The sequence below is a fragment of the Phytomonospora endophytica genome, from assembly GCF_014202425.1.
GTDB lineage: Bacteria > Actinomycetota > Actinomycetes > Mycobacteriales > Micromonosporaceae > Phytomonospora > Phytomonospora endophytica.
The window spans coordinates 1-24112 of record NZ_JACHGT010000007.1; the positions used below are offsets into that span (position 1 = coordinate 1).

A 24112-nucleotide genomic window follows, 5' to 3' on the forward strand; every position below is an offset into this window, starting at 1 on the left:
AGGGCCTGTGCCTGTTTGGGCGGCGCGAACGAAACCGCCTGAAAGGCATGGGATCGGGCTGCGGCCCGCCGCCGGTGCCAGGTCCCCGGCCAGGGTGCGGAGACGCGGCCGGGTTCCCGGGTGGGCGGGCGAGCGAAGCGAGACTCGGCCTAGGTGACACTGCTGCGGCCGGGGTCCCCTGGGCTGCGTGGGTGAGCGAAGCGAGGCTCACGCTCGTGGGACCGGCGTCTTGGGTTCCCGGTGTTGGTGGATGAGCTTTTAAGGGCCTGTGCCTGTTTGGGCGGCGCGAACGAAACCGCCTGAAAGGCATGGGATCGGGCTGCGGCCCGCCGCCGGTGCCAGGTCCCCGGCCAGGGCGGGCGAGCGAAGCGAGACTCGGCCTTGGTGACACTGCTGCGGGCGGGTTCCCGGCGTGAGGAAGTCGTGAGGCAGGACTCACACCGGGTGAGCCCGTTTCGCGGCTCACCGGAGGCAGAACCGCTGAGGCCGGGCTCCTGGCTTGCGTGAACGAGCCGAGGAAGGTTCACGCTCACGGCGGACCGGCGCCCTTGGCTCAATCCGCTCAACCCGCGTGGGCCGCACCCCGCACACCGTAGGCGGGGCCGTCGGCGTCTCCCGCTCCCCTGCTCTCACCTCTCCCCCGCCACCGTCCCCACCCCTGCACCCGCACCCGCACCCGCCCCCGCCTCCGCACCCAAGCCCACGCGGGCCGCCGCCCGGGCGAACGCGTCCACGACGCGATCCACCTGAGCCTCCGAATGTCCCGCCGTCACGCACACGCGGACCAGCTCACGTCCCACCGGCACGCCGGGCGACGACACCGCGTTTACGAACACACCCTCCCCCAACAACTCCCACCACAACCTCCGGCACACGAAGTCGTCCCCCACGTGCACCGGCACGATCGGGGTATCGCCGCCGCCGACCGCCAAGTCCAGGCCGCGCAGCCCATCGCGCATGCGCGACGCCAACGCGAACGCCCGCTCCCGCCGCTCCGGCTCCGCCTCCATCACGTCCAGCGCCGCCAGGGCGGCGCCCGTCGACGCCGGCGGCAGACCGGCCGAGAACACGATCGAACGGGCGTGATGGCGAAAGAAGTCCACGACGCCCCGTTCGGCGGCGATGAAACCGCCCGTCGAACCGAGACACTTCGAGAACGTCCCCGTCACGATGTCCACCCGCGACTCCAGCCCGAACATCGCCGGCACGCCACGCCCGCCCGGCCCGAGCAGCCCGATGTCGTGCGCGCAGTCGACGGCGAGTCTCGCGTGATACCGACCGGCCAGGTCGACCAGCGTCGGCAGGTCGCACACGTCACCTTCCATGGAGAACAGCCCATCGGTGACGATGAGCCCTCCCCCTCGCGCGTCGCTCCCGGCGAGCAGGCGCTCCAGGTGGGCGGTGTCGCCGTGCCGGTAGCGGTGGTGGCGGGCGAAGCCGAGCCTGGCGGCGTCGACCAGCGAGGCGTGGTTGGCGGCGTCGGCGAACACCACGTCGTCCCTGCCCAGCAACGTCGCGAGAGCGAGATTGGTCTGGAAGCCCGTCGTCGCGACGACCGCGGCCTCGCGGCCCAGAAAGGCCGCGAGGCGTTCCTCCAGCTCGCGGTGGAGCGCGATCGTCCCGGTCATGATGGGCGCGCCGGTGCACGAGGCCCCGTACTTCTCCGTCGCCGCGACCGCCCCGGCGACGACGCGCGCATCCGTCGCCAGACCGAGGTAGTCGTTCGATCCGGCCATGATCACGCGGCGGCCGTCGACGGTGACCACGGTCCCGTCGCGCGCCTCCACGGGTTTCCCGTACGGGAACGACCGGGTGGCACGCATCCCGGCGGCCCTCTCGGTGCTCGCCGCGCACTTGTCGAAAAGATCGGCCACGCCCGCCTCCGGCTCCCTCGGGGCTGTCGACGCTACGCGCCGAACCGTGGCCGGGCGTTGGTTCCGGGTTGGGGTCCGCCGGCCACGAAGGATCAACGGCGGACGGCGGGCCTCAACCGATGGTGAAGCTCCGCGTGTTCTGGAACGACTGCTGCAGCCACCGCCCCCACTTCTTCACCATCACGTTGGTGTTCGTCGATTCCGACCCCGCGCGGCAGGGCGCGTTCTCCTCGACGAGCAGGCAGGACATGCGGACGATGACGGCGAGGTTCGCGTTCACGAAGGTCACGTGCTCGCCGAGGGTCTTGATGTGCGTGGGATCCATGAACTCGTCGAAGTAGTACTGCATCCCGCTCGCGATCCCCTCGCGCGTGGCCAGGTGGTCGCCGTTGAAGGTGACCACGTCACCGTCGGGCCAGAAGGTCGCGGCGAAGCCCGTGCCGTCCTCGGCGAACCAGGCGTCGGTCTGGGCTTCGAGGATCGCGGCGAAGGCCGCACGGTCGGACGGGCGCCCGGCCGTTCCCTCGGGCGTGGTGCCGGCGGACGCGACGGCGGGTCCGGTGAGGGTCACGGCGAGCGCGGCGAGCACGATCGCCGCCTTGTGCCAGTGCTTGCGCATGATTGCTCCTTCGGTCGTGCCGGTGCTGATCCCGGCCCGGCCGAGGCTAGGCGCGCGTTACTGGCGGCGTCGTCGTCCCCGGGTTGCGTCCGGGTCGTCATCCGCGGTGGTATCCGGCCGGGAGGCATACGTCCTCAGTGGACGGATATGCGCTTTGATGTGCGAGCGGCCCGTAAGCTCCGACGAACTGCCCGTGATCGATCAAGGAGTCACCGTGCGCCTTCTCAACAACCTCAGCGACCGTCTCCTCTCCCGCGTCGTGCCCCGGTCGTCCGCCGCGGCCGCCGACGACCCGTGCGTCGTCACCCGCTTCGAGTGCCGTGGCGCTCACGGTGGCGCGTGGTGCACCGTCAACCAGTGCACCGGCGAGTTCCTCGGGTGTGTCGACACCGGCGAGGACTGCTAGGCCGGATCGGCCTTCGCCGCCCGGGCCGGGAGGCCTGGGCGGCGACCGTAAGGAGAAAGTAGTGCCCGCCGACGGCGGAAGTGCGGTTTACCCCAAGGCGCCGGGGCCCGCGGCCGCATAACTTCACATTCGTGACCTTGACTGATGAACCCACCGGCATCGCGGGCTGGGCCGTGGGCCTGATGGAGTCCCTCGGCGGGCCGGGCGCGGGCCTGGCGATCGCCCTGGAGAACCTCTTCCCGCCCCTGCCCAGCGAGGTGATCCTGCCGCTGGCCGGTTTCACCGCGAGTCGCGGCGACATGACCCTCGCCGAGGCCATCTTCTGGACCACGCTCGGCTCCCTCGTCGGGGCGGTGGCGCTCTACCTGATCGGCGCGGCGCTGGGCCGTGACCGGGTGCGCGCGATCGCCGCGAAGCTCCCGCTGGTGAAACTCGCCGACGTGGACCGCACCGAGGCGTGGTTCCAGCGGCACGGCCGCAAGGCGGTCTTCTTCGGGCGGATGATCCCGATCTTCCGGAGCCTCATCTCGATCCCGGCGGGGATCTCGGGCATGTCGATGCCCGCCTTCCTGCTGTACACGACCCTGGGCAGCCTGATCTGGAACAGCGCCCTGGTCATCGCGGGCTACTACCTCGGGGAGAGCTGGGACGTCGTCGAGGCCTATGTCGGCGTCCTGTCGAAGGTCGTGATCGCGGCGGTCGCCGTGGCGGTGGTGTGGTGGGTGATCGCACGGCTGCGGTCACCGCGCGGGCGTCACGAGTCCAGGTAGCGCAGCACGGCGAGCACGCGGCGGCTGTACCCGTCGCCGCGTGCCAGCCCGAGTTTGGTGAAGATCGCCGCGGCGTGCTTCTCGACGGCGCTGAGCGACATGTGCAGTCGCCCGGCGATGCGCTGGTTCGTCCAGCCCTGCGCCATCACGTCCAGAACCTCCCGCTCCCGCGCGGTCAGCGTGGCGAGCGGGTCGACGTGCGTGGTGCGGGCGAGCAGCTGCCGTACGACCTCGGGGTCGAAGGCGGCCCCGCCGCGCGCGACGCGCTCCAGCGCGTCGAGGAACTCCCCGACGTGCATGACGCGGTCTTTGAGCAGGTAGCCGACGCCTCCGGCGTGGTCGGTGATCAGTTCGGTGGCGTAGCGCTTCTCGACGTACTGCGAGAGCACGAGGACGCCGATCCCGGGCATCTCGGCCCGGATCTTCAGCGCGGCCCGCAACCCTTCGTCGGTGTGCCCCGGGGGCATGCGCACGTCGACGCAGACCGCGTCGACGCCGTCGGCACCGACCGCCGCCAGGGCGGCCATCAGCTCCTCGGCGTCGCCGACACCGGCGACGACCTCGTGGCCCTCCTCGGCGAGGAGGCGGATGAGGCCTTCCCGTAGCAGGGTCGAGTCCTCGGCGACGATCACGCGCACGGTAGCTCCGCTCTGACGATGGTGGGGCCCCCGGGTGGGCTTTCGACATGGAAGTCCCCGTCGACGGCGGCGACGCGGCGGGCGAGTCCGGACAGGCCGCCGCCTCCGGGGTCGGCGCCGCCCTCGCCGGCGTCGGTGACCGTGACGCCGAGCCGGTCGCCGTGCCGTGACACCTCGACCTCTATCGCGGCGGCGCCGGAGTGCTTCGAGGCGTTGGTCACGGCCTCGCTGACCACGAAGTAGGCGACCGTCTCCAGTTCGATGTCGAGGCGCCCGTCGACGCGGCAGTCGAGCCGGACGGGGATCACGCTGCGTTCGACGACGGCCTCCAGCGCCGGGCGCAGGCCGCCGTCGTCGAGGGCCGTGGGGAACACCCGCCAGGACACCTCACGCAGGTCGCGCAGGACTTCGGCGGTCTCCTCGTGAGCCTGCCGCAGCAGTTCCGCGGTCCGGTCGGGGTCCCCGCCGCGCCTGGCGCGGCCGAGCAGCATGCCCAGCGCGACGAGTCGCTGCTGGACGCCGTCGTGGAGGTCGCGTTCAATGCGGCGGCGTTCGTCGTTGACCGCCGACATGACCGCCGCGCGGCTGGCCGCGAGCTCGCCGACGCGCCGTTCCAGTTCCTCGGTGCCGCTGGGTCCGAGGAGGTCGCGGGCGAGCCGCTTCTCGACGGTGGCGAGCCCGGCCATGCCCTGGAGGTCGATGAACAGGAGAACGAGTCCGAGGAAGACGTTGACGAAGAACATCGAGGGCCCGTCGTTGAACCTCCCGTCGACGAGCTGTGCGAGGAGGATCCCGGCGATGCCGCCGCCCATGGCGAGCAGGGAGACGATGAGCCCGCCGGCGGCGCCGACCCACAGGCGGGTGGCGAGGTAGGCGAGAACGCGGCGGCCGGTGTAGGTGGAGGCCCCGGGGTCGCCGAAGAAGTGGTGCAGCCTGCGGGTCTCCATCCGCGCGAGGCGGTGGGCGTTGTCGAGGATCGCGCGCCGGACGGTCGTGCGGGGCCGGGGGAAGGGCGCGGTGAGGGCGCAGGCGAGGCCCGCGGCGAGGAGGAAGAGGAGTTCGAGTGCCGCCGTCAGTGCCCCGGTGGCGAGCCCGGCGAGCAGGAGCCACCCGCGCCGGGCGAGCGGCACGAGTCTGGCGTGGAGGGGCTGGGACACCGTGACACGGTACGCGACGAGGCTCGGAGGGCCGTGGGAGCGGCCCTCCGCGCCTGTTCAACGGTGGTACTCGGTCGTGCGGTCGCCGTTGCGGATCCGCATGACGTCGCCGTCGAAGGTGATCTGGCCCGCGACGAAGGCGCCGGCGACGGCGTAGGACACGTAGCCCTCGACGGCGCTTCTGCGGAACACCGCGCCCGGCGGGGCGGCGCCCAGCTCGACGCTGAGCACCTCGCCGTGGGCGCTCACGGCCCAGAAGGTCAGTGCGGTACCTCGCACGAAGTGGTGGCGCAGGTAGGTCGCGGGTTCCGGGGAGTCGACGGGCGCGATCCCGACGATCTCGATCCGGTCGAGGGGCCCGAGTTCGGCCTCCTTCGCGGCCAGCCAGTCGAGGTAGTACTCGTCGCGGAGTTCTTCGACGGTGGCGACGACCTCTTCCGGGGAGGCGATCTCGCCGGTGTCGTCGCCGACGGCGAAGAGGTCGCCGAAGGCCCGGCCGTCGTCGGTGCTCAGGCGGATGCCGTCGGTGTGCGCGGCGACGGTGATGACGGCGCCGGTCTCGGAGCGGTACTCCCCGGCGACGGCGGCGTCGGCCGCCGGGTCGGGCGCGGCCGTCGGCGGCGGCGCGGGCAGGCCTTCGCCGAGCAGGAGGTGGCGGCCGAGACGCCCGGCGAGGTCTTCGGCGAGGACGCGGCGGTCGGCGCTGAGCACGACGACCACGCGGCCTTCGCCGGGGGCCGACAGCCACATGCTCGTCTGGTCGATCTCGGGTGTCTCTCCGGCCGCGGCGATGCCCTCGATCTCCGGTGCGATCTCGCCGAGGGAGTGCTCCAGCGCGACCTCGCGCGTCTTCGGTGACAGCAGGGACCCGGTGAACAGGGCGCGGTCGAGGGCGAGCAGGTCGTCGACCGTGGACACCACGCCGCCCGCTCCCCGGAGGGTCCAGCTCAGCGCGGGCAGACCCGAGGGTGTCCCGGACGTCCCGGTCGCGTTGCTCCCGGTCGCCTCGGTCGTTCCCGGAGGCGGCGGGTCGGCGTGGAAGCCCGACGCGGTCATCCCGGCCGGCGCGAAGATCTCCTCGGCCAGGTAGTCCTCGTACGCGCGGCCCGAGGCCTCTTCGATGACGGCCGCCAGGAGCGTGTAGCCGCTGTTGGAGTAGGACTCGTCCTCCCCCGGCTCGAACAGCGGCGGAGCGGCATAGATCCGGCGCAGTGCCTCGGCCCGGTCGATCTGCTCCTCGTCGGGGCCGTGCGCGTCGGCGATGCCGGACGTGTGCGACAGCAACTGCCCGACCGTGATCGGCGCCTTGTCGCCCGGCACGCCCGGCAGGAGCTCGCCGAGGGTCTCGTCGATCCCGACGCGGCCCTGGTCGGTCAGCCGCCATATCGCCAGCGCGGTGACCGGCTTGGTCAGCGAGCCGATCGCCATGCGCGTGCCCGTCCCGATCGGCGCCGTCCCGCCGGGCGTCAGCGCGCCGAAACCGGCCGAGACGGTCGTGGTCCCGTCCTCGACGACGGCGACGGCGCCCCGCAGGCCCCACGGCACGAGCGACGTCGCCCAGGTCTCCACGGGTCCCGTGCCACCGGCGTCCGGCCCGGCGGGCACCACTTCGGGCTTGCACGCGGCGAGTGCGAGCACGGCCGCGGCGAGCGCCGCCGTCCTGCGGGCCCTCACTGGTCCCTCCTGGCGAAGAGCACGGCGCCGGCGAGCAGGGCCGCGGCGGCGTAGGCGGCGAGGACCCCGAGGCCCGGCCACGGTCCGATCGGCATGGTGTCGAGCCCGATGGTGGACTGGACGGACAGTCCGGCGGTCATGGGCGTCAGCTGGTCGAGCTTCTCGCGCCATTCGGGGTCGGTGACCAGGAGGCCGACGACGGGCGCGACGAACAGCAGCGCGAAGACGGTCGTGATGGTTCCGGCGGTGTCCCGGATGATCAGTGCGAAACCGAGGGCGAGCAGGGCGATGAGCACGAGGTAGAGCACGCTTCCGGTGGCCGCGCGCAGGGTCGGGCCGTCCGTGAGGGACAGCGGCGCGTAGCCGTTGGTCTCGCTGAACCCGTTGCCGGGCAGGATGAGCCGCCCGGCGAGCAGGGAGCCGAGGACGCCGAGGACGCCCGCGGCCGCGACGGTCGCGGCGAGCACGGCGGCCTTGCCTGCGAGGACGGTCAGGCGGCGTGGGTTGGCGGTGAGGGTGGCCCGGATGGTGCCGGTGGCGTACTCGCCGCTGACGGCGAGGACGGCGAGGATGACCACGACGACCTGCCCGAAGCGGATGCCGCCGAGGCTGAGCCGGACGGTGTCCTCGAAGCACTCTGCCGGTGTGGGGCAGTGGGAGGTGTCGACGGAGAGGACGCCGGTGACGCTGACCGCGATGGTCGCGAGGACGGCTCCGGCGAGGAGCCAGCCGGTGCTGGACAGGGTCCGCAGTTTGGTCCATTCCGAGCGCATCACCCGCATCACGCGTCCCTCCGCTTCAGGCTCCACAGCGCGAAGCCGGTCGCGATGGCCGCGTAGGCGCACAGGACGGCGATCCCGGCCTCGGGGCCGATCGCGACGTCGTAGCGGGGCACGGTCTGCTGCACGGCGAACCCGGCGGCCGGGGACAGGCGTTCCATCCAGTTGGCGACGTCGAGCGGGAGCCCGGAGGCGGCCACCTGCGGCACGAGGAGGGCCAGCAGCGCCACGGCGATGGCGACGGCGCTGCGGCGGATGAGGGAACCGAGGGCCAGCGCGAAGACCGCGGCGGCGGCGACCAGGACGCCGCTGCCCAGCGTGGCGCGCACGACGGGCCAAGCGAAGAGGTCGGGGAGGGGGAGACCGCCCGGCATCGCCTTGGCGGCGAGGAGCGAGCCGAGGGCCGACAGCAGCCCGGCGGCGAAGCCCACGCCGCCGATGACGGTGGCCTTCGCCAGCAGGACCCGTCCCCGGGAGGGGCTGACGAGGAAGGTCGTGCGGATCATGCCGCGCCGGTATTCGGAGGTGATGAACAGGACGGCCAGTGCGATCGTCGCGCACAGTCCGACGAGGACGGTGTTGAGGACCATGCGGGTGCTGTCGGGGGAGAACAGGTCCGGGCCGAGGTCGCCGGAACCGGTGACGGTGTAGACGCCGCCGGCGACGGTGAAGCCGGTCGTGTCGTCCTGGACCGCCGGCCCGGAGGGGTGCTCGCGTTCGGTCCAGTCGGAGGTGGCGCCGCCGGTGAGGGTGACGTTGTCGAAGGTCGCGGTGGTGTAGGCGGTGTTGCCCGAGATCGCCTCGGTGCCGAACTGGCGGGTCACGACGACCTCGTCGGGCGCGGCCACGAACAGGCCCGCGAGGACGTCGTCGCCGAGGCCGCCGAGTTCGACGGTGCCGACGCCGGTCCAGGACACGCCGTCGGCCGACTCCAGCGCGGTGACCTTGTCGCCGGAGCGGGTCAGGCGCAGCCACGTGGGTGCCGCGCCGTCTGATCCGGCGATGTCGACGTCGGTACCCGAGCGGAGTACGACGCCGTGGCCGGGCGTGACGACGATCGCGGCGTAGGGGGCCCCGGTCTCGCTTCCGCCGCGGATCATCAGGCCCGCCTTGGCCCAGTCGCCGCCGCCGGTCTGGGAGTCGACGCGCGTGATGACGTCGACGTCGCCCGAGCGGCGCTGGCTGACGAAGTGGCCACGGTCCTGGAAGGGCTGGAGCGGGTCCGCCGACACCGGCGGGCCGCCGCCGTCGTTGGAGGTGTTCTCCCCCGCGCCGGCGGCGACGAGGCCGGAGAGGAGGACGCTGAGCAGGATCGCGGCCGTGACCGTGATCATCCAGCGCGGCACGGTGGCGAACTTGGTCCACTCGGCGCGGACGAGGCGGCCGAAGGCCGCGCGCCGGACTTCGACGTGGCTGCGATAGGCCGTGACGGTCATGACGCCTCCCCGGCGAGCGCGCGGAACTCCACGGCGTCGCGGGTCAGGTCCATGTAGGCCTCTTCGAGGGTCGCGCGGTGTTCGGCGATGCCCCGGAACGCCACGCCCTTGCCGGTGAGGATCTCGACGATCGCGGCGGCGGTCAGGCCGGAGACGACGAGGGCGTCGCCTTCGGTCACGGCGACGGTGGCCCCGGCGTCGGTGAGCACGGCCATGGCCTCGCGGCGTTCGTCGGTGCGGACTTCGACGCGGTCGCCGGAGGCGGCGGAGAGGAGTTCGCGGACGGCGGTGTCGGCGACGAGCCGGCCGCGGCCGATGACCAGGAGGTGGTCGGCGCTGCCTTCGAGCTCGCTCATGAGGTGGCTGGAGATCAGTACGGCGCGGCCTTCGGCGGCCAGGGACCGCAGCAGTCCCCGGATCCAGCGGATGCCTTCGGGGTCGAGTCCGTTGACGGGCTCGTCGAGCATCAGCACGGGCGGGTCGCCGAGCAGGGCGGCGGCGATACCGAGCCGCTGGCACATGCCCAGGGAGTATCCGCCCGCGGGACGGCGGGCGGCCGAGGAGAGGCCGACGAGGTCGATGACCTCGTCGACTCGGGAGGCGGGCAGGCCGTTGGCGTGGGCCATCCAGAGCAGGTGGTTGCGGGCACGGCGACCGGGGTGGATCGCCGAGGCGTCGAGCATGGCGCCGATCTCGCGCAGCGGTGAGCGCAGCTCCCGGTAGCGGCGGCCGCCGATGAGGGCCGTGCCCCGCTCGGGCCGGTCCAGGCCGAGGATCATTCGCATGGTCGTCGACTTGCCGGCGCCGTTGGGGCCGACGAAGCCGGTCACCTGGCCGGGTTCCACGGTGAACGACAGGTCGTCCACGGCGACGGTCGCGCCGAACCGCTTGCGCAGCCCGCGGACTTCAATGGTTGCTTCCATACCGACGAACGCTATGGGGTGAAGGGCGGGCCGGTCGTCACGCCGGAGAGCCGTCTTCGGGGAGCGTGTCCTGGGGACGCCGGGGCCGGGTGTCCCCCTGTGGTGGGACGTGGGGGTCCCGGCCGGGGAGGACGACGCCGCGCGCGGCGGGCGGAACAATGGCGTCTGTGAACAGAACCGGAACGGTCGGGCGGGCGCTCGCGGCCTACGGCTGGCAGCCCCCGGCCACGGTGCCGCTGGCGCTGCTGGCGGTCGTGGAGGCGTTGCACAGTGGTGCCCCGACGCCGACGATACTGCTGCTGGTGGGCTTGGCGGCGACGGTGCCACTGGCCTTCTCGCGGGCGTACCCGCTGCCCGTCGCGCTCACGGTGACCGTCGCGGCCGCGATGGCCTCGGTGCTCTACACGCGCCCGGCGGTGAGCGGTGTCGTCGCGGTCCTGCTGGCCTGGTTCGCGTTGCTGTACGGGCGGCTGGCCGAGGCGCGGGCCGAGGCGACCGCCCGCGACGAGGCCCGTCGCGAGATGGAGCGCTCCATGGTGGAGTACACGGCTCTGGGGGAACGGGCCCGGATCGCGCGGGAGCTCCACGACGTGGTCGCCCACCACATCTCGATGATCTCGGTGCAGGCCGAGACGGCGCGCCTGACCACGCCCGGGATGCCGCCGGAGGGCGCGAGCAGGCTGCTGGCGATCGGGGAGACGGCCCGGACCGCGCTGACCGAGATGCGGCGGCTGCTGGGGGTCCTGCGCGAGGACACCGATGAGGAACCCGACCGTACGCCGCAGCCGGGCCTGCACCAGCTCCTCGACCTCGTCGACGAGAATCGCGCGGCCGGTGGCGGCCGGACGCGGCTGATCGTGTCGGGGCGGCTCGCCCCACTCGGCGCCGGTGTGGAGCTCGCGGCATACCGTGTCGTGCAGGAATCGCTGACCAACGCGCGCAAGCACGCGCCCGGCGCGGCCGTCGACGTCGAGATCGACTACGCACCGGAGCTGCTGCGCCTGCGGGTCCGCGACAACGGGCCGGGTCCACGGCCCGGTGCTGGACCGGCGGGACACGGGCTGCTCGGCATGCGCGAGCGCGTCGGGACCGTCGGCGGACAGTTGCGGACCGGCGCGGCGCCGGCCGGTGGATTCATGGTGGAGGCGAGCATTCCGGTGGGAGACGCGTGAGCGCGGTGCGGGTGGTCGTCGCCGACGACCAGGAGATCGTGCGCGCGGGTTTCGCCGCGCTGCTGGGCACGCAGCCCGACCTGGCGGTCGTCGGGACGGCCTCGGACGGCGAGGAGGCCGTGCGGGTGTGCCGGGAGGCACGGCCCGACGTGGTGCTGATGGACGTGCGGATGCCGGTGATGGACGGGATCGAGGCGACCCGGCTGATCACCGCCGGGGACGAGGCCCCGCGCGTGCTGATGCTGACGACCTTCGACCTCGACCAGCACGTCTACGACGCCCTCGTGGCCGGGGCCAGCGGTTTCCTGCTCAAGGACGTCACCGCCGAGCGCCTCTTCGACGCCGTGCGCGTCGTCGCCGCCGGGGAGGCGCTGCTCGCGCCGAGCGTGACGCGTCGCCTCATCGCCGAGTTCGCGCGTCTGCGGCCCCGGCCGACACCGCCGCGGCTCGACGCGCTCACGCCCCGGGAAGTCGACGTCCTCAAGCTCATCGCCGCCGGACTGTCCAATGTGGAGATCGCCGTGCGGCTCGTGGTCGGTGAGGAGACGATCAAGACCCACGTCAGCCGGATCCTGCACAAACTCGGGCTGCGCGATCGAGCCCAGGCCGTGGCGGTCGCCTACGAGGCGGGGCTGGTCGTGCCGCGCTCGGATGCCTGAACCGACTTCGCCGTGTAGACCGTGTTCGCCGACTCCCCGCCCTGGAGCGGGTTGGCGAAGCGCACGACGTGCGAGCGCACCTCGCCGAACACGCCCGACAGGACGGCGGCGTAGTCGGCGTCCGGCGGGTCGTTGGACCACAGACTGAACACGCCGCCGGGCGTCAGCAGCCGCGCCAGGCGCGCGACGCCCTCGGGCTCGTAGAAGGCCGCGTGCCTCGGGTGCAGGAGGTGGCGCGGGGAGTGGTCGATGTCGACGATGATCGCGTCGAAACGGTGACCGGGACGTTCGGGGTCGAGTCCGTCGCCGGAGGCGGCGAGTGCGAAGAAGTCGCCGTGCACGAAGCGGCAGCGCGGGTCGGCGCTCAGCTCGGTGCCCAGCGGGATGAGCCCGCTCTCGTGCCAGCCGATGACCTCGCCGAGGGCGTCGATGACGATCATCGAGGCGACGCGTTCGTCGTCGAGGACCGTCTTGGCCGTGTACCCGAGCCCCAGTCCGCCGACGGCGACGTCGAGCCCCGCGCCGCTCACGCCGGCGAGCGCGAGGCGCGCGACCTCGATCTCGGCGACGGTGAAGAGGCTCGACATGAGGAACTCCTCGCCGAGCTTCACTTCGAGGATGTCGCTGCCGGTCACGGGTTCACGGCGGCGCCGCAGGCTGATCTCGCCCATGGGCGTCGGCTTCCAGTCGAGCTCCTCGAAACGTGCGCCCACGTGTCCCCCTCATCGTGCCGCGGCATCGAGGGCTGCTCCCGGCGGTTGTCGGAGCAGCATGTCACGCCGTCGCGGGTCCGGCGTGGTCCGGGTGGGGCCTGCGAAAGCCGAGGGTGCGGTGGGTGCGCTCGAACCCGAGCGACTCGTAGAGGCGGCGGGCCGGGATGTTGACGGTGTTGTGGTTGACGGTGACGGTGGCGATGCCCTCGTCGCGCATGAGGCGCATGGCGTGGAGCATCACCGCCCGCGCCAGCCCGAGCCGCTGGAAGGCGGTGTGGGTCCCGACGGGCTCGAAGTGGCCGGTCGCGTTGCGCGGGTCGGTCCAGTGGACGGTGAAGGCGGCGACGCGGCCGTCGGGCGCCTCGGCGACGATCTCCCGCGCCGGGTCATAGCCGGGCGCACGCATGAAGGCGGCGTACCTCGCGCCCGTCCAGTCCTCGCCGAAAGAGGTGTTGCGGGCCTCGGCGAGGCCTTCGGCGTCGTCCGGGCGCGCCGATCGCAGCCGGAAACCGACGGCGACCGACGGCGGGTCGAGCGGGCCGTCGAGGGCGCGTTCGCGGACGTCGTCCCAGACCCGGAACTCCTCGAAGCCCTCGGCTTCCAGCAGCGTGACACGGGCGTGGTCGGCGGCGAAGACGTCGGTGCAGACGAAGGGGTCGGCCGGATCGAGCGGGCTCAGCGCGGCGGTCCGTTCGAAGGCGAAGCGGATCATCGCCGACTCCGCCGCGCTCCCCCGGTGCCTCGGCGCGGCGAACACGTCGAAGGCGTTCCCGAAACGGGTGGTGACGGCCAGCCCGGCGAGCCCGGCGGCGTCCTCCCACAGGTGGACGGTCTCGCCGACCGGGCGGCGTCCGCGCAGGTTCTCGTAGATCCGGTGCGGGATCTCGCCGACGTGGTCGTAGCCGACCCGGCCGGCCTGGGCGATCCAGCGCGACACGGCGTCGACGACGCCGGGCAGGTCGGCGTCGGCATAGGAGCGGCGGCTGAGGGGCACGGAGAGTTTATACCGTCGCGGCCGGGCCGGTGTCACGCCGATTGCGTCCGGGGCGGTGGTTATCGTCGCCGCATGGATCTTCGCGCGGCCCGCATGACCGCACAGGCACTGACCCGGCCGCTGCCGACCGCGCGGGAGGTCGTGGCCCACCTCGTCGGCGTCCAGGCGCAGAGCCCGTGGGTCGCCCCCTACGTCATCCGGCCTCGCCTCGCCGCCGGTGCCGAGCTCGCACCGCTCGATGTGGTGCGCACGTGGGTCATGCGCGGGACCCTCCACATGGTCACGTCGGAGGACGCCGGATGGCTCGTCGCCCTCCTCGGCCCGGTCTTCGCCGCGAAGACGCGACCACGGCGTCTCCAGCTCGGACTGACCGACGAGCTCCTGGCGCGGGCGACGGCGGCCGTCGCCCGCGCGCTGCCCGCCACCCGCGACGAGCTGCTCGCCGTCGCGGCGTCGGTGGGCGTCCCGAAGGGACAGGCCCGCGCGCATCTGCTGTCCCACCTCTGCATGAGCGGACGCGCCTGCCTCGACGGCACCGAGAGCGAACTGTTCGTGCCGCTTCCCACGGGCGTCTCCCCCGCCGAACCGCTCACCGAACTGGCCTCCAGGTTCCTCCACGCGCACGGTCCGGCGAACGCCGAGGACTTCGCGTCCTGGTCGGGCCTGCCGCTCGGGAAGGCCCGGGCGGTGATCCCCGAGCGGGCGCCGGAGCCCGTCACCGATCCCGTGCCCCGGGTGCGGCTCCTCGGCCACCTCGACCCCTATCTGCTCGCCTACCGCGACCGTGCTTTCGCGCTCGATCCGGCGCGCTCGGGCGCCGTCCAGCGCGGCGGCGGTTTCCTCCAGCCCGTGGTCGTGGTCGACGGCCGGGTCGCCGGAACCTGGAGCCGGACACCGAAGGCGCGTCGGCTGGAGGTCACCGTCGACGCCTTCGATGCCGTGCCCGGCGACGCGCTCGCCGCCGAACTCGACGCGCTCGGCACGGCCTTCGACCTGCCCGTTTCCCTCGTTCGGCCTCCCGCCGCGACGAGCGCGCGAGACGATCAGGGGCATGGACGAGCGTGAACTGAACGACTTCGAGACAGAGGTGCTGCGCGACCTTCGCCAGCGGCTCCAGAACGCCGACGACGTGCCCGCTCTCGATCTGGCCGAGGTGGACTCGCCGCGCCGGCCGGACGTGGAGGCCGCGCTGCGCAGGCTGTACGAGGGGGACTACATCGACGGGTTCGTGCCCGACGACCGCGACTACCCGGTGATGATCGAGTCCCTCACGTCGAAAGGCGAGGGGGCTCTGCGCGGCTGACGCACCGCGCCGCCCGCGCGGAGGCGGGCGGCGCGGCGACGGCTCGTCAGCAGCCGTGCCAGGGGCGGACCCTCAGCGAGCTCACCCGGTAACCGAAGCCGTCGAGGTTCCCGAAGTAGTCGGGCGAGACGACCTGTACGGCCCCTTCGTAACCGGCGTGCTCGTAGACGCACCAGTTGTCGCCGGTCAGGTTCCAGAACCAGTTGACGTTGTCGTTCAGGACACCGCCGGCCCACCCGCCAAGGTCGTAGACGCCCTCGGTGAGGTTCCCCTGGCGCGGTGGGTCGTCCGGCGTGTAGATGCAGAACACCCCGTTGTTGCAGCTGACCTCCGCCGGCCCGTGTGCCGCTGCGGGCACCGGCGCGAGAAGCGCCAGTCCCGTCGCCGCGGCGACTCCGCCGATCGCCAGGGTGCGTGTGCGCACTGACATCTGATCGTTCCCCCCTCGTTCGGGCCGCGTCGGGATGCGGCCCCCGCAGAACACCTTCACACGGCTCTCGGGCAGAAGGATCATGCTCCGACATGATGCGTCCCGACGACTTTGGTTGCGGGTAGTATCCGGCCTTCGGTCCACTTCGTACCGTGGTCAGCGGCGGAACGCGACCTCCGGGAAGGCCGGTGAGGGGCCGTCGAGCAGGTGCCCGCCGCGGCGACGCAGGTAGCGGTCGAAGAAGGCGGTCAGGTAGGCCTTCTGCGCGCGGACCGAGCGGCGCGGCACGATGTCGCCGATCTCCCCGGCGAAGTGGCCCGGCGGCAGGCCGAGGGCCTCCTGGAAGCGTGGGAGGAAGGTCTGCTGGTCGTTCTGGGAGCCCTGGCCCGCGCCGACGAGCTCCAGCTCTCGGGCCGGGCCCGTGCACAGCCCGAAGAAGCGGTCGTAGAGCGGATCGGCCGTCTGGTACTCCGTCGACGCCCGCATGACCAGCAGCGGGCGCCTGATGCCGTTCTCGTGGAAGGTGACGAAAGGTTCGGCGACGCCGTCGACCTCGTAGGTGAAGCCGGCCTCGCCGGCGTGGACCGCGTCGACGCGCCGGTCGCGGAAGGCCGTCTCGATCGCGCCGGCGGCGCCTCCCGCGTTGGCACCGAAGGTCCCGGTGCGCGCGGGGTCCACGAGGCGTCCGAGACCGTCGGGCAGCGGACGGTCCCCTTCGGACGGGTCGCCCCCTGCCGCGAGGACCTCCAGGGAGTCGAGGATGTGGCGGGCGTCGTCGCACCAGGAGTCCATGGTCTGCCGCAGCCACGGGATCGGGTCGGAGGGCGGGATCGGGCCGGGCTGGTGGGTGTCGACGTAGCGGCCGTCGGGGAACTCGACCGGGAACTCGTGGGTGCGGGACGCGGTGACGACGACGTAGCCGCGGCTCGCGAGTTCCTGCGACATCGTCGTCCACATCTCGCGTGGCTGGAAGTGCCCCGACACCGACAGCAGGACCGGCGCGCGCCCGCAGCGGGCCGCGGGAGCGTCGGTGTAGGCCGCGGAGGTCGTCGCGGCCCAGTCGATCGCGCCGGCCGGGACACCCGGGTAGATCGACCGGCTCGACATGAACGCGGCCGTCCTCGCCGGGAAGACGCGCGCCCGTTCGTGGCCGCCGATGTCGCGCGCCGGGTACCAGACGCTGATCATGATCTCGCGGTACGGCTGGGTGCTCAGCCACGGGTCAGGACGTGAGTGGTCGATCAGGTGCAGTTCGGTGCGCCCCACCGGGTACGGACCGGTGGGTGCGGGCAGTACCGGCACCACGGCCTCCCCCTCGGCGGCGGCCGCCGCCCCGGGGAGGACGAAGGGAACCGTGAGCGCGGCCGTACCGGCCGCGGTGAGCAGTGCGCGTCGTGTGGTCTCCATGGACCCGACACTTCCGCCCGGGCCCTGTGCGGCCGCTGAGGCCCGCTGTGAGCGGACTGAGATCCGAGGTCAGTCGAACACGCCCGCCACGAAGTCGCCGAAGCCCTCGCCGACGTCACCGATGCCGCCGAGGATCGTGCTGACGATGCTCGCCGCCTCCTGGGGCCGGTACGCGATGAAGAACACCACGAAAGCCAGCGCCGCCCATGGAATCAGTTTCTTCATCGTGTCGCGATCCGTTCTGCTGTGGGTGTTCCCGCCCGGATTGACTGTTCATTACCGAGAATAGTGAGGCCCGGCCAGGACCGCCTCTCGACAAAAGGTAACGAGTCGGTCACGTCCTGGTATGCGGTGTCCCTTCGGGACCCCTTGTCGCAAGGTCGACACAGCCCACGGGGTGATCCGACCCGGCGGCGCTCGCGCGAGGCGACCGTCGCGAATGGACGGTCCCCGGTGTTTTCCCGGTGCTCTCCGGTCAGGGGATCAGCGGACGCGACGGCCAGGTCAGCGTCGTCGAACCCCAGGCGAGTCCCGCGCCGAAGGAGGTCACGAGGATCCGGTCGCCCGGCTTGACCCGCCCGTCGCGCCACAGGTCCCACAGGGCCAGCGGAATCGAGGCGCCGCTGGTGTTCCCGACGCGGTCGAGATGCACCGCGCGACGGTCGGCGGGGACGCCGAGACGGTCGGCGACCGCGTCGAGGATGCGGCGGTTGGCCTGGTGCGCGACCAGCCAGTCCACATCGGAGGCGCGCAGCCCGGCCTGTTTGAGGGCACGGGCCGACGACGAGGCCATGCGCTCGACGGCCTGCCGGAACACCTGAAGCCCCGCCATCTGCAGGAAGTGGTCGCCGGGCTCGACCTCGGTGCCGTCGGAACGCTGCCGCGAACCACCCGCCGGGATCGTGATGAGCCCGGCCTGTCCCCCGTCGCCGCCAAGATCGAAGGGACCGAAGCTGCCCGGGCCGTCCGGGGCCGCCTCGATGAGCGCGGCGGCGGCGCCGTCACCGAAGATGACGGCGGTGTTGCGGTCGCCGGGGTCCACGATGGTCGACATCGCGTCGGCCCCGATGACCAGCACGCGCTCGGCGACACCGGAGACGACCAGCGAGGTCGCGGTCGCCAGGGCGTACACGTAGCCCGCGCACGCGGCGTTGACGTCGAAAGCGGCAGCACCGGTCAGCCCGAGGGCCGCGGCGACGACCGGGGCCGTCGCGGGGCAGGGATTGTCGGGGGTCATCGTGGCGAGCACGACGGTGTCGATCCGGCCGGGCTCGGCCGCGACGAGCGGCGCGGCGGCGCGCACGGCGAGGTCGGAGGTCGCGACACCGGGGTCGACGTGGCGGCGGCTGAGGATGCCGGTCCGCTGCGGGATCCAGTCCGCTTCGAGGCCGAAGCGCTCGATGAGTTCGGCGTTGTCCACCGCACGGGGCGGGAGCCACCCCGACAGTCCAGTGAGGACGGCGGAAACCGGCACGTGAATCCTCGGGGGTAGATGGTCGGCCGGGACGAAATGTCCCAAACGTCTATAGCGTAACCAAGCGGCCCGTCCGGTCAGTGCCCGGGTCGACCACGGTGGCGATCAAGGTACCAGTCGGCGCAGCCGCCCACGCGCCACAGGACACGACGCAGCCGTGCGCGCAGGCCACCGGGGGACCACGACCGGGGCTCGGGTGCGGGTGAGTCGTCCAGGGCCTCGGCCACGTCACGGATCCGGCGCTCGATCGCGGCGGCCGCCGCGTCGCGGCCGTCGAGCCGGAAAGCGTGCCGCCCGGCCGTCACGGGATTCCGGGACGCGCCGACGGCGGCGACCACCGCGCGCGCCCGGTAGGCCGTTCCGCCCGTGGTCGCGATCGACCAGGTCGCGGAGGGTTCGTCGTACACGGCGGAGCTCGCCTCGGCCCCGTAACGGATGTGCGCCTTGAGATCGTGTTCATCGGCGCAGTGCCGCAGGTAGTCGGCGAATCCGGGCGGTGCGGCGAAGGCACGCGACCATTCCGCGTAGGGCTCGAAGGAGTACGACGGAACGTCGGCCGGGCGGCTCCCGCGAGGATCGGCACACCAGGCACCACCGAGGCGGTCGGCCCGTTCCAGCACGACGAAGTCGTGCCGCCCGGCGCGTTTGAGCGCCACGGCCATGCCGATGCCGGCGAATCCGGCCCCTATGACGACCACCTCGCGCATCCGACTCTCCTCCCCCGATGCCGACGAATGCCCCGGCGGAGGGTAGCAAATCGGCGGAAAAGGGGTGACGACGGTGAGGAAAAGGCGAGCCTCGCGAGCCTCGATCGCGGCCGGAGGTACGCCGTTCGGGTGGCGTGTGGCGGGAACCGGAACACGGCGATCCACCCGAGACCCGGCGGGTCGCCGACACCGGTATTCGTCATTGGCCGGCGGTCGTGGACCGTCCCCTCACGCCGTCACGATGTTGCGCCGCACGCGGCAGTCGGCGTGTACCGGTCGACGCTTCGATGAGACCGGTGGACCCGATGGAGCGTCCCCTCCACCATGGAGCCCGGGCGGTGGGTCAAGAGGTGTGGCGCAACAGGGCGTCGACCACGACGGGCCACGTCACGCGCGGTATGCCCTGCCCGATGCCGGGCAGTGTGAGCAGGCCGGCGCCGGGAATCTCGGCGGCGAGCCTCTCCCCGTTCCCGTGTGGGAAGAACGGATCCTCATCGCCGTGCACCACCAGGGTCGGGGCGGTGATCTCGCCGAGCCGTTCGCGCCAGCGCGGCCGGCAGTCGAGGGCCGCGAAGACGGTGCCGAGATGGGCGGCGCGCTGTGCCTTCGCCGTTCGCTCGGTCCGGTCGAAGATCGCGCCGACCGCCGCTCGCGCGTCCCGCTCGTCGAATCCCCTCGATCCGGAAAGCAGCCGCGCCGACCCCGTCAGGTACTCGATCACGCTCTCGCGATCGGTCCAGTCCGGCTGTGGGCGCCCGAAGAGCCGCCCCATCACTTCTCCCGCGTGGTCGGGCAGGTCGGCGTCGACCGGACCGGGCGCGACCGGGCGGGTCGAGATCAGCGTCAGCGACGCGACCCGCTCGGGGTGGTCGAGCGCGAGCAGCTGCGCGATGAACCCGCCGACGCCCATCCCGACCACGTGTACGGGCCCCAGGCCCAGCGCCGCCGGCAGTTCGGACGCGTCGGTCACCAGGTCGCGCAGGTCGTAGGCCGGTGCATCCGGGTCGACGTAGGTCGACCGGCCGGTGTCGCGAAGGTCGTAGCGCACCACGTACCGCCCGGCCAGCGCCGTGCACAGCGCGTCCGGCCAGCTCAGCATCGTGAGGCCGATCAGCAGGATCGGTGGATCCGCGGGGTCGCCGAAGGTCTCGACGCACAGCTGGACATCGTTGGCCTTGATCTGCATTCGCGCTACTTCCGGTCATCCGACGACACGAGACGGTGTCTCGAAAGCTATCGGCCCGGTCCGACATCTTTCGCCGCGCCGCACCGCACGGCACCGATGGCCGTGTGGCAGCTGGGCCCCGCGCCCGCACCCGTGGTCACCTCAGGCGCGTTTGGTCGCCGACGCGACGAAGATCGGCACGGCGAGGAGCATGCGGTCCGCCTCGGCCCGGGCGGTCTGCTCGGCCAGCCAGGTCGCGTGTTCCCCGGGTGAGATCGCCAGGGTCCGCAGAGCCGTGCTCGCCAGTCCCGTCAGCATCGGCAGCATGGCGGTGTCGGTGAAGATCCCGGTGTGGACCTCGACGGCGACTTCGGTGAAACCCGCCGTCAGCAACAGGTTCCGGAAGGCGCGAGCGGCGCGCGGTGCGATGATCGCGTTCGCGCGGGCGTGCACGACGCGGGTGGTCAGGCCCGGGTGGTCGCTGTCGATGGCGAGCGCGTGCCAGTCCTGGCCCGCCAGGACGACGCGGCCGCCGGGGGTGAGCACGCGGTGGGCCTCGGTCACGGCGACGGCGGGGTCGGGGAGCTCGTGGAAGACCTTGTCGGCGCGGTAGCCGTCCAGTTCGCCGTCGGCGAAGGGCAGGGCGGTGGCGTCGCCCTGCCGGATGTCGGCGGTGTGGTGGCGGGCGCGGGCGGCGGCGACCATCCGCGGGTCGGCGTCGATGCCGACGACGTCGGCCCAGCGGGCTCCGAGTTCGGCGACGGCCCGGCCGCCGCCGCAGCCGATGTCGACCACGCGCGCGCCCGAGCGCAGGCGGAGGAGCTCGTAGGTGCGGGTGCGAAGCTCGGCGGCGCCGGGCAGGGTCTCGGCGCGGTCGAGGAGGTGGATCAGTGTTTCGGTTGACATGCCGATCATCGTGCGACTTAATGTCGACATGAAGTCAAGTCTGGCGATCGGGGACGCGGCGGCGCGTTTCGGGCTTCCCGCGCACGTCCTGCGGCACTGGGAGTCGATGGGCCTGCTGGCGCCGGAGCGGGTGGGCGGCGACAGGCGGCGCTACGGTCCGGCCGACCTGGAGCGCGTCGCGATGATCCTGCGCGCCAAGGACGGCGGTCTCGGGCTCGGTGACATCGCCGTGATGCTCGGCGCCGACCGGCGCGTGCGCCGGGAGGTGCTGGGCCGCAACCGCGAGGAGCTGCGGGCGCGGATCGCCGCCGCGCGTGACTCCCTCGCGCTGGTGGAGTGCGCGCTGGCCTGCGAGCACGAGGACATCGCCGCGTGCCCGCATTTCAAGGCCATGATCGCCGGGCGCCTCGGCGATCCTAGGCCGCCGCGGGCACCGGTGCCCTGCGACGCCGAAGCGCCAGCGCGTTCAGGGTGACGATGACGGTGGACGCGCTCATGAGCAGCGCGGCCCATTCGGGTCTGAGCAGCACGCCGGTCGCGGGGTAGAGGACGCCCGCGGCGACGGGGATCGCGAGCAGGTTGTAGATCGCGGCCCAGAAGAGGTTCTGTTTGATCTTGCCGCGCACGGCCCGGGCGAGGTCGATCGCGGCGGCGACGTCGGCGGGGTCGCTGCGGACGAGAACCACGTCCGCGGCCTCGACGGCCACGTCGGTGCCCGCGCCGATGGCGACGCCGACGTCGGCGAGCGCGAGGGCGGGGGCGTCGTTGACGCCGTCGCCGATCATGGCGGTCGTGGCGCCGGACTTCTGGAGGGCGGCGATGTGCCGTGCCTTGTCCTCGGGGGCGACCTCGGCGATGACGGTGTCGATGCCGATCGCGCGGGCGACGGCCGCGGCGGTGCCGCGCTGGTCGCCGGTGAGCATGACGGTGGTGACACCGGCGGCGTGGAGGGCGCCGACGGCGGGCCGTGAGCTCTCGCGGACCGGGTCGGCGACGGCGATGACGCCGAGGGCGTGTTCACCGGCGGCCACGTACATCGCGGTCCTCCCGTCGGCGGCGAGGGCGCTGACCTGCGCGGCCAGCGAGCCCGGGTCGACGCCGTGGGCGGCGAGGAGGCGGGCGTTGCCGATGAGGACGCGGCGGCCCTCGACGTCGGCGACGACGCCCCGGCCGGGTACCGAGTCGAAGCTCGCGGCGGTCGCCACGGTGAGTCCTTTGTCCTTCGCGGCGCGGACGATCGCCTCGGCGAGCGGGTGCTGGGAGGAACCGTCGGCGGCGGCCGCGAGGGCGAGGATCTCGTCGGCCCCGGCGCCTTCGGCCCGGATGTCGGTGACCGTCGGGCGGCCGAGGGTGAGGGTGCCGGTCTTGTCGAAGACGACGGTGTCGATCCCGGCGGTGGCCTCCAGCGCGGTGGCGTTCTTGAAGAGCACGCCGTGTCTGGCGGCGGTACCGACGCCGACGGTGATGGCCGTCGGGGTGGCGAGCGCGAGGGCGTCCGGGCAGGCGATGACGATGGTGGAGACGGCGGCGGTGACGGCGAAGGCGACGCCGTGCCCGCCGAAGAGGGCCCAGACCAGGAAGGTCAGCGCGCCGGAGCCGAGGGCGAGGAACACGAGGTACTTGCCGGCGGTGTCGGCGAGGCGCTGCGCGGGTGCCTTCGAGGCCTGCGCGTCCTGAACCATGGCCACGATGCGGGCGAGTGCGGTGTCGGCTCCGACCTCGGTGGCGGTGAAGGTGAACGCGCCGGTCTGGTTGACGGTGCCGCCGGTGACGCGGTCCCCGGGGCGTTTGGCGACGGGGACCGGCTCGCCGGTGATCATCGATTCATCCACGTAGGACTCGCCGCCGTCGACGCGCCCGTCGACGGCGATCTTCCCGCCGGGCCGGACGACGACCGTGTCCCCGACGACGACCTGGTCGAGCGGGATCTCGCTGTCGGTGCCGTCACGGCGGACCCGGGCCGTGGGCGGGGCGAGCGCGAGCAGCGCCTCGACGGCGCGGCCGGTGGCGAAGCGGGAGCGCATCTCCAGCCAGTGCCCGGCGAGGCTGAAGGAGGTCAGCATGGCCGCGGCCTCGAAGTACACGTCCTCGGTGTGCAGGAAGAGCGTCGCGACGACCGAGTACACGTAGGACACGAGGATGCCCGTGGCGATCAGGGTCATCATGTTCGCCTCGCGCTGAAGGAGCGCGCGCCAGGCCGCCGACAGGAAGGGCCACCCGCACCAGAACACCACGGGCGTGGCCAGGATCAGCCCGAACCAGCCCATGGAGAGGCCGAAGGGAGGCTGGGCGGTGAAGCCGAGACTGTGGCCGATCGGGGAGAACAGGACGATGGGGACGGTGAGCACGACCGAGACGATGAAGCGGCGGAACATGTCGGCGACCATGGAGGCGCCGTGGCCGGCGTGGGAGTCGTGGGTGCCGGCACCGGAGTGGTCGGCGTGCTCGGCCGAACCGGGATCCGGCCGATGACCGGCGGGTGGCCGGTGCTCGGCGTGGCTTTCGTTCTTGTGGCCGGCGCGCGGCTCCCCCCGGCGGTCGCAGTCCTGCCCGAGCCCTTCGACGCCCGCGCGCAGCTCCTCCGGCCCCGTCCGCCCGGGGTCGTAGGCCAGGCGCGCGACCGAGCGGGTCCGGTCGACCCGCGCCGAGGTGACCCCCGGAAGCCCGGCGATGGCGTGCTCCAGCGCGGCGAGTTCGGTGCCGCAGTGGCACCGGCGCAGGGCGATCTCGGCGGTGCGTTCGCTCATCTCGGCGGCCTCCGTTCGTCCTGGTGATCATGTCGTGCCCGTCGATATAAGACGCTACGCGGCGAATGTCCCCGATCGGTGCCGACCGGGTCATGGTCACGTCACGATCACCGCTTGACAGGCGCCTTACCCTGCGGAAGTCCTCGTGCCCGAGCCCCC

The 24112-nt window shown here is 72.6% G+C and carries 25 protein-coding genes; 7 read left to right on the plus strand and 18 right to left on the minus strand.

From position 1 onward, the window contains the following. Positions 1 to 629: 629 nt before the first annotated feature. Positions 630 to 1874 carry an aminotransferase class I/II-fold pyridoxal phosphate-dependent enzyme gene (locus HNR73_RS16630; RefSeq protein WP_184788412.1) on the minus strand — a complete coding sequence of 415 codons (1245 nt, stop codon included), beginning with the start codon at positions 1872 to 1874 and terminating at the stop codon, positions 630 to 632. Between the two features lie 112 nt (positions 1875 to 1986). Next, complete coding sequence (locus HNR73_RS16635; protein ID WP_184788413.1) at positions 1987 to 2493, minus strand: SgcJ/EcaC family oxidoreductase; 507 nt, start codon at positions 2491 to 2493, stop codon at positions 1987 to 1989. A 214-nt stretch (positions 2494 to 2707) separates the two neighbouring features. Here HNR73_RS16635 and HNR73_RS16640 point away from each other — a divergent pair, with 214 nt between their 5' ends. Both HNR73_RS16640 and HNR73_RS16645 read left to right on the plus strand, forming a co-directional pair. Continuing rightward, positions 2708 to 2899, plus strand: coding sequence for a hypothetical protein (locus HNR73_RS16640; RefSeq protein WP_184788414.1), 192 nt, complete (start codon positions 2708 to 2710; stop codon positions 2897 to 2899). A gap of 182 nt (positions 2900 to 3081) precedes the next feature. After that, complete coding sequence (locus HNR73_RS16645) at positions 3082 to 3669, plus strand: DedA family protein (protein WP_184788759.1); 588 nt, start codon at positions 3082 to 3084, stop codon at positions 3667 to 3669. Here HNR73_RS16645 and HNR73_RS16650 read toward each other — a convergent pair. From HNR73_RS16650 to HNR73_RS16675, 6 genes are read right to left on the minus strand one after another with little or no spacing between them, the layout of a single operon-like run. Then, entirely contained in the window at positions 3654 to 4307 is a 654-nt protein-coding gene (locus tag HNR73_RS16650; protein ID WP_184788415.1) for a response regulator transcription factor, read from the minus strand. The two genes, HNR73_RS16645 and HNR73_RS16650, sit on opposite strands and share 16 nt — an antisense overlap. Next, positions 4298 to 5464: a sensor histidine kinase gene (locus tag HNR73_RS39835; protein WP_239122323.1), complete on the minus strand. Its 1167-nt coding sequence runs from the start codon at positions 5462 to 5464 to the stop codon at positions 4298 to 4300. Before HNR73_RS39835 ends, HNR73_RS16650 begins: the two co-directional genes overlap by 10 nt. A gap of 57 nt (positions 5465 to 5521) precedes the next feature. After that, positions 5522 to 7138, minus strand: a complete 1617-nt coding sequence (locus HNR73_RS16660; protein WP_184788416.1) for a serine hydrolase domain-containing protein — start codon at positions 7136 to 7138, stop codon at positions 5522 to 5524. Then, complete coding sequence (locus HNR73_RS16665) at positions 7135 to 7920, minus strand: ABC transporter permease subunit (RefSeq protein WP_184788417.1); 786 nt, start codon at positions 7918 to 7920, stop codon at positions 7135 to 7137. The genes HNR73_RS16660 and HNR73_RS16665 overlap by 4 nt, the downstream gene beginning before the upstream one ends. After that, entirely contained in the window at positions 7920 to 9353 is a 1434-nt protein-coding gene (locus HNR73_RS16670; RefSeq protein WP_184788418.1) for a DUF1349 domain-containing protein, read from the minus strand. Before HNR73_RS16670 ends, HNR73_RS16665 begins: the two co-directional genes overlap by 1 nt. Then, positions 9350 to 10276 (minus strand): ABC transporter ATP-binding protein, encoded by a 927-nt coding sequence (locus HNR73_RS16675; RefSeq protein WP_184788419.1) that lies wholly within the window; start codon positions 10274 to 10276, stop codon positions 9350 to 9352. Before HNR73_RS16675 ends, HNR73_RS16670 begins: the two co-directional genes overlap by 4 nt. A 167-nt stretch (positions 10277 to 10443) precedes the next feature. Here HNR73_RS16675 and HNR73_RS40750 point away from each other — a divergent pair, with 167 nt between their 5' ends. Both HNR73_RS40750 and HNR73_RS16685 read left to right on the plus strand, forming a co-directional pair. Next, positions 10444 to 11448, plus strand: a complete 1005-nt coding sequence (locus HNR73_RS40750; protein ID WP_203686819.1) for a sensor histidine kinase — start codon at positions 10444 to 10446, stop codon at positions 11446 to 11448. Further along, positions 11445 to 12107, plus strand: coding sequence for a response regulator (locus HNR73_RS16685; RefSeq protein WP_184788421.1), 663 nt, complete (start codon positions 11445 to 11447; stop codon positions 12105 to 12107). Before HNR73_RS40750 ends, HNR73_RS16685 begins: the two co-directional genes overlap by 4 nt. Here HNR73_RS16685 and HNR73_RS16690 read toward each other — a convergent pair. Together HNR73_RS16690 and HNR73_RS16695 are read right to left on the minus strand one after the other, a co-directional pair. After that, positions 12068 to 12820 (minus strand): polyamine aminopropyltransferase, encoded by a 753-nt coding sequence (locus tag HNR73_RS16690; protein WP_184788422.1) that lies wholly within the window; start codon positions 12818 to 12820, stop codon positions 12068 to 12070. The genes HNR73_RS16685 and HNR73_RS16690 overlap by 40 nt on opposite strands. A 61-nt stretch (positions 12821 to 12881) precedes the next feature. After that, positions 12882 to 13814, minus strand: a complete 933-nt coding sequence (locus HNR73_RS16695) for a GNAT family N-acetyltransferase (RefSeq protein WP_184788423.1) — start codon at positions 13812 to 13814, stop codon at positions 12882 to 12884. Between the two features lie 72 nt (positions 13815 to 13886). Here HNR73_RS16695 and HNR73_RS16700 point away from each other — a divergent pair, with 72 nt between their 5' ends. Continuing rightward, on the plus strand, positions 13887 to 14879 hold the full coding sequence (locus HNR73_RS16700) for a DNA glycosylase AlkZ-like family protein (RefSeq protein WP_184788424.1): 993 nt from the start codon (positions 13887 to 13889) through the stop codon (positions 14877 to 14879). Continuing rightward, positions 14866 to 15117 (plus strand): hypothetical protein, encoded by a 252-nt coding sequence (locus HNR73_RS16705; RefSeq protein WP_184788425.1) that lies wholly within the window; start codon positions 14866 to 14868, stop codon positions 15115 to 15117. Before HNR73_RS16700 ends, HNR73_RS16705 begins: the two co-directional genes overlap by 14 nt. Before the next feature lie 46 nt (positions 15118 to 15163). Here the strand turns inward: HNR73_RS16705 and HNR73_RS16710 are convergent, their stop codons facing one another. From HNR73_RS16710 to HNR73_RS16740, 7 genes are all read right to left on the minus strand, one after another. Beyond that, positions 15164 to 15547, minus strand: a complete 384-nt coding sequence (locus tag HNR73_RS16710) for a peptidase inhibitor family I36 protein (protein WP_184788426.1) — start codon at positions 15545 to 15547, stop codon at positions 15164 to 15166. 156 nt (positions 15548 to 15703) lie between these two features. Further along, the gene (locus HNR73_RS16715) at positions 15704 to 16954 is read right to left on the minus strand and encodes an alpha/beta hydrolase (RefSeq protein WP_184788427.1); all 1251 of its coding nucleotides are present in this window, start codon (positions 16952 to 16954) and stop codon (positions 15704 to 15706) included. Positions 16955 to 17023: 69 nt separating this feature from the next. Continuing rightward, on the minus strand, positions 17024 to 17179 hold the full coding sequence (locus HNR73_RS16720) for a hypothetical protein (RefSeq protein ID WP_184788428.1): 156 nt from the start codon (positions 17177 to 17179) through the stop codon (positions 17024 to 17026). Between the two features lie 250 nt (positions 17180 to 17429). Further along, entirely contained in the window at positions 17430 to 18428 is a 999-nt protein-coding gene (locus tag HNR73_RS16725) for a beta-ketoacyl-ACP synthase 3 (protein ID WP_203686817.1), read from the minus strand. A 77-nt stretch (positions 18429 to 18505) separates the two neighbouring features. Continuing rightward, positions 18506 to 19135: an NAD(P)-binding domain-containing protein gene (locus HNR73_RS16730; RefSeq protein WP_184788429.1), complete on the minus strand. Its 630-nt coding sequence runs from the start codon at positions 19133 to 19135 to the stop codon at positions 18506 to 18508. A gap of 343 nt (positions 19136 to 19478) precedes the next feature. Continuing rightward, entirely contained in the window at positions 19479 to 20321 is an 843-nt protein-coding gene (locus tag HNR73_RS16735) for an alpha/beta fold hydrolase (protein WP_184788430.1), read from the minus strand. 141 nt (positions 20322 to 20462) lie between these two features. Next, positions 20463 to 21206 carry a methyltransferase domain-containing protein gene (locus HNR73_RS16740; RefSeq protein WP_203686815.1) on the minus strand — a complete coding sequence of 248 codons (744 nt, stop codon included), beginning with the start codon at positions 21204 to 21206 and terminating at the stop codon, positions 20463 to 20465. A gap of 28 nt (positions 21207 to 21234) precedes the next feature. Between HNR73_RS16740 and HNR73_RS16745 the strand changes: the two genes are divergently transcribed. Next, on the plus strand, positions 21235 to 21681 hold the full coding sequence (locus HNR73_RS16745; RefSeq protein ID WP_184788431.1) for a helix-turn-helix domain-containing protein: 447 nt from the start codon (positions 21235 to 21237) through the stop codon (positions 21679 to 21681). On the opposite strand, the gene HNR73_RS16750 is transcribed toward HNR73_RS16745, so the two are convergent. Continuing rightward, positions 21623 to 23953 (minus strand): heavy metal translocating P-type ATPase, encoded by a 2331-nt coding sequence (locus HNR73_RS16750; protein ID WP_184788432.1) that lies wholly within the window; start codon positions 23951 to 23953, stop codon positions 21623 to 21625. The genes HNR73_RS16745 and HNR73_RS16750 overlap by 59 nt on opposite strands. Positions 23954 to 24112 lie beyond the last annotated feature (159 nt).

Coding starts and splice junctions, on each gene's coding strand:
- HNR73_RS16635 (WP_184788413.1), bottom strand. CDS start 2,493: ATGCGCAAGCACTGGCACAAGGCGGCGATCGTGCTCGCCGCGCTCGCC.
- HNR73_RS16645 (WP_184788759.1), top strand. CDS start 3,082: ATGGAGTCCCTCGGCGGGCCGGGCGCGGGCCTGGCGATCGCCCTGGAG.
- HNR73_RS16665 (WP_184788417.1), bottom strand. CDS start 7,920: ATGCGGGTGATGCGCTCGGAATGGACCAAACTGCGGACCCTGTCCAGC.
- HNR73_RS16670 (WP_184788418.1), bottom strand. CDS start 9,353: ATGACCGTCACGGCCTATCGCAGCCACGTCGAAGTCCGGCGCGCGGCC.
- HNR73_RS16675 (WP_184788419.1), bottom strand. CDS start 10,276: ATGGAAGCAACCATTGAAGTCCGCGGGCTGCGCAAGCGGTTCGGCGCG.
- HNR73_RS16700 (WP_184788424.1), top strand. CDS start 13,887: ATGGATCTTCGCGCGGCCCGCATGACCGCACAGGCACTGACCCGGCCG.
- HNR73_RS16705 (WP_184788425.1), top strand. CDS start 14,866: ATGGACGAGCGTGAACTGAACGACTTCGAGACAGAGGTGCTGCGCGAC.
- HNR73_RS16710 (WP_184788426.1), bottom strand. CDS start 15,547: ATGTCAGTGCGCACACGCACCCTGGCGATCGGCGGAGTCGCCGCGGCG.
- HNR73_RS16715 (WP_184788427.1), bottom strand. CDS start 16,954: ATGGAGACCACACGACGCGCACTGCTCACCGCGGCCGGTACGGCCGCG.
- HNR73_RS16720 (WP_184788428.1), bottom strand. CDS start 17,179: ATGAAGAAACTGATTCCATGGGCGGCGCTGGCTTTCGTGGTGTTCTTC.
- HNR73_RS16730 (WP_184788429.1), bottom strand. CDS start 19,135: ATGCGCGAGGTGGTCGTCATAGGGGCCGGATTCGCCGGCATCGGCATG.
- HNR73_RS16735 (WP_184788430.1), bottom strand. CDS start 20,321: ATGCAGATCAAGGCCAACGATGTCCAGCTGTGCGTCGAGACCTTCGGC.
- HNR73_RS16740 (WP_203686815.1), bottom strand. CDS start 21,206: ATGTCAACCGAAACACTGATCCACCTCCTCGACCGCGCCGAGACCCTG.
- HNR73_RS16745 (WP_184788431.1), top strand. CDS start 21,235: ATGAAGTCAAGTCTGGCGATCGGGGACGCGGCGGCGCGTTTCGGGCTT.
- HNR73_RS16750 (WP_184788432.1), bottom strand. CDS start 23,953: ATGAGCGAACGCACCGCCGAGATCGCCCTGCGCCGGTGCCACTGCGGC.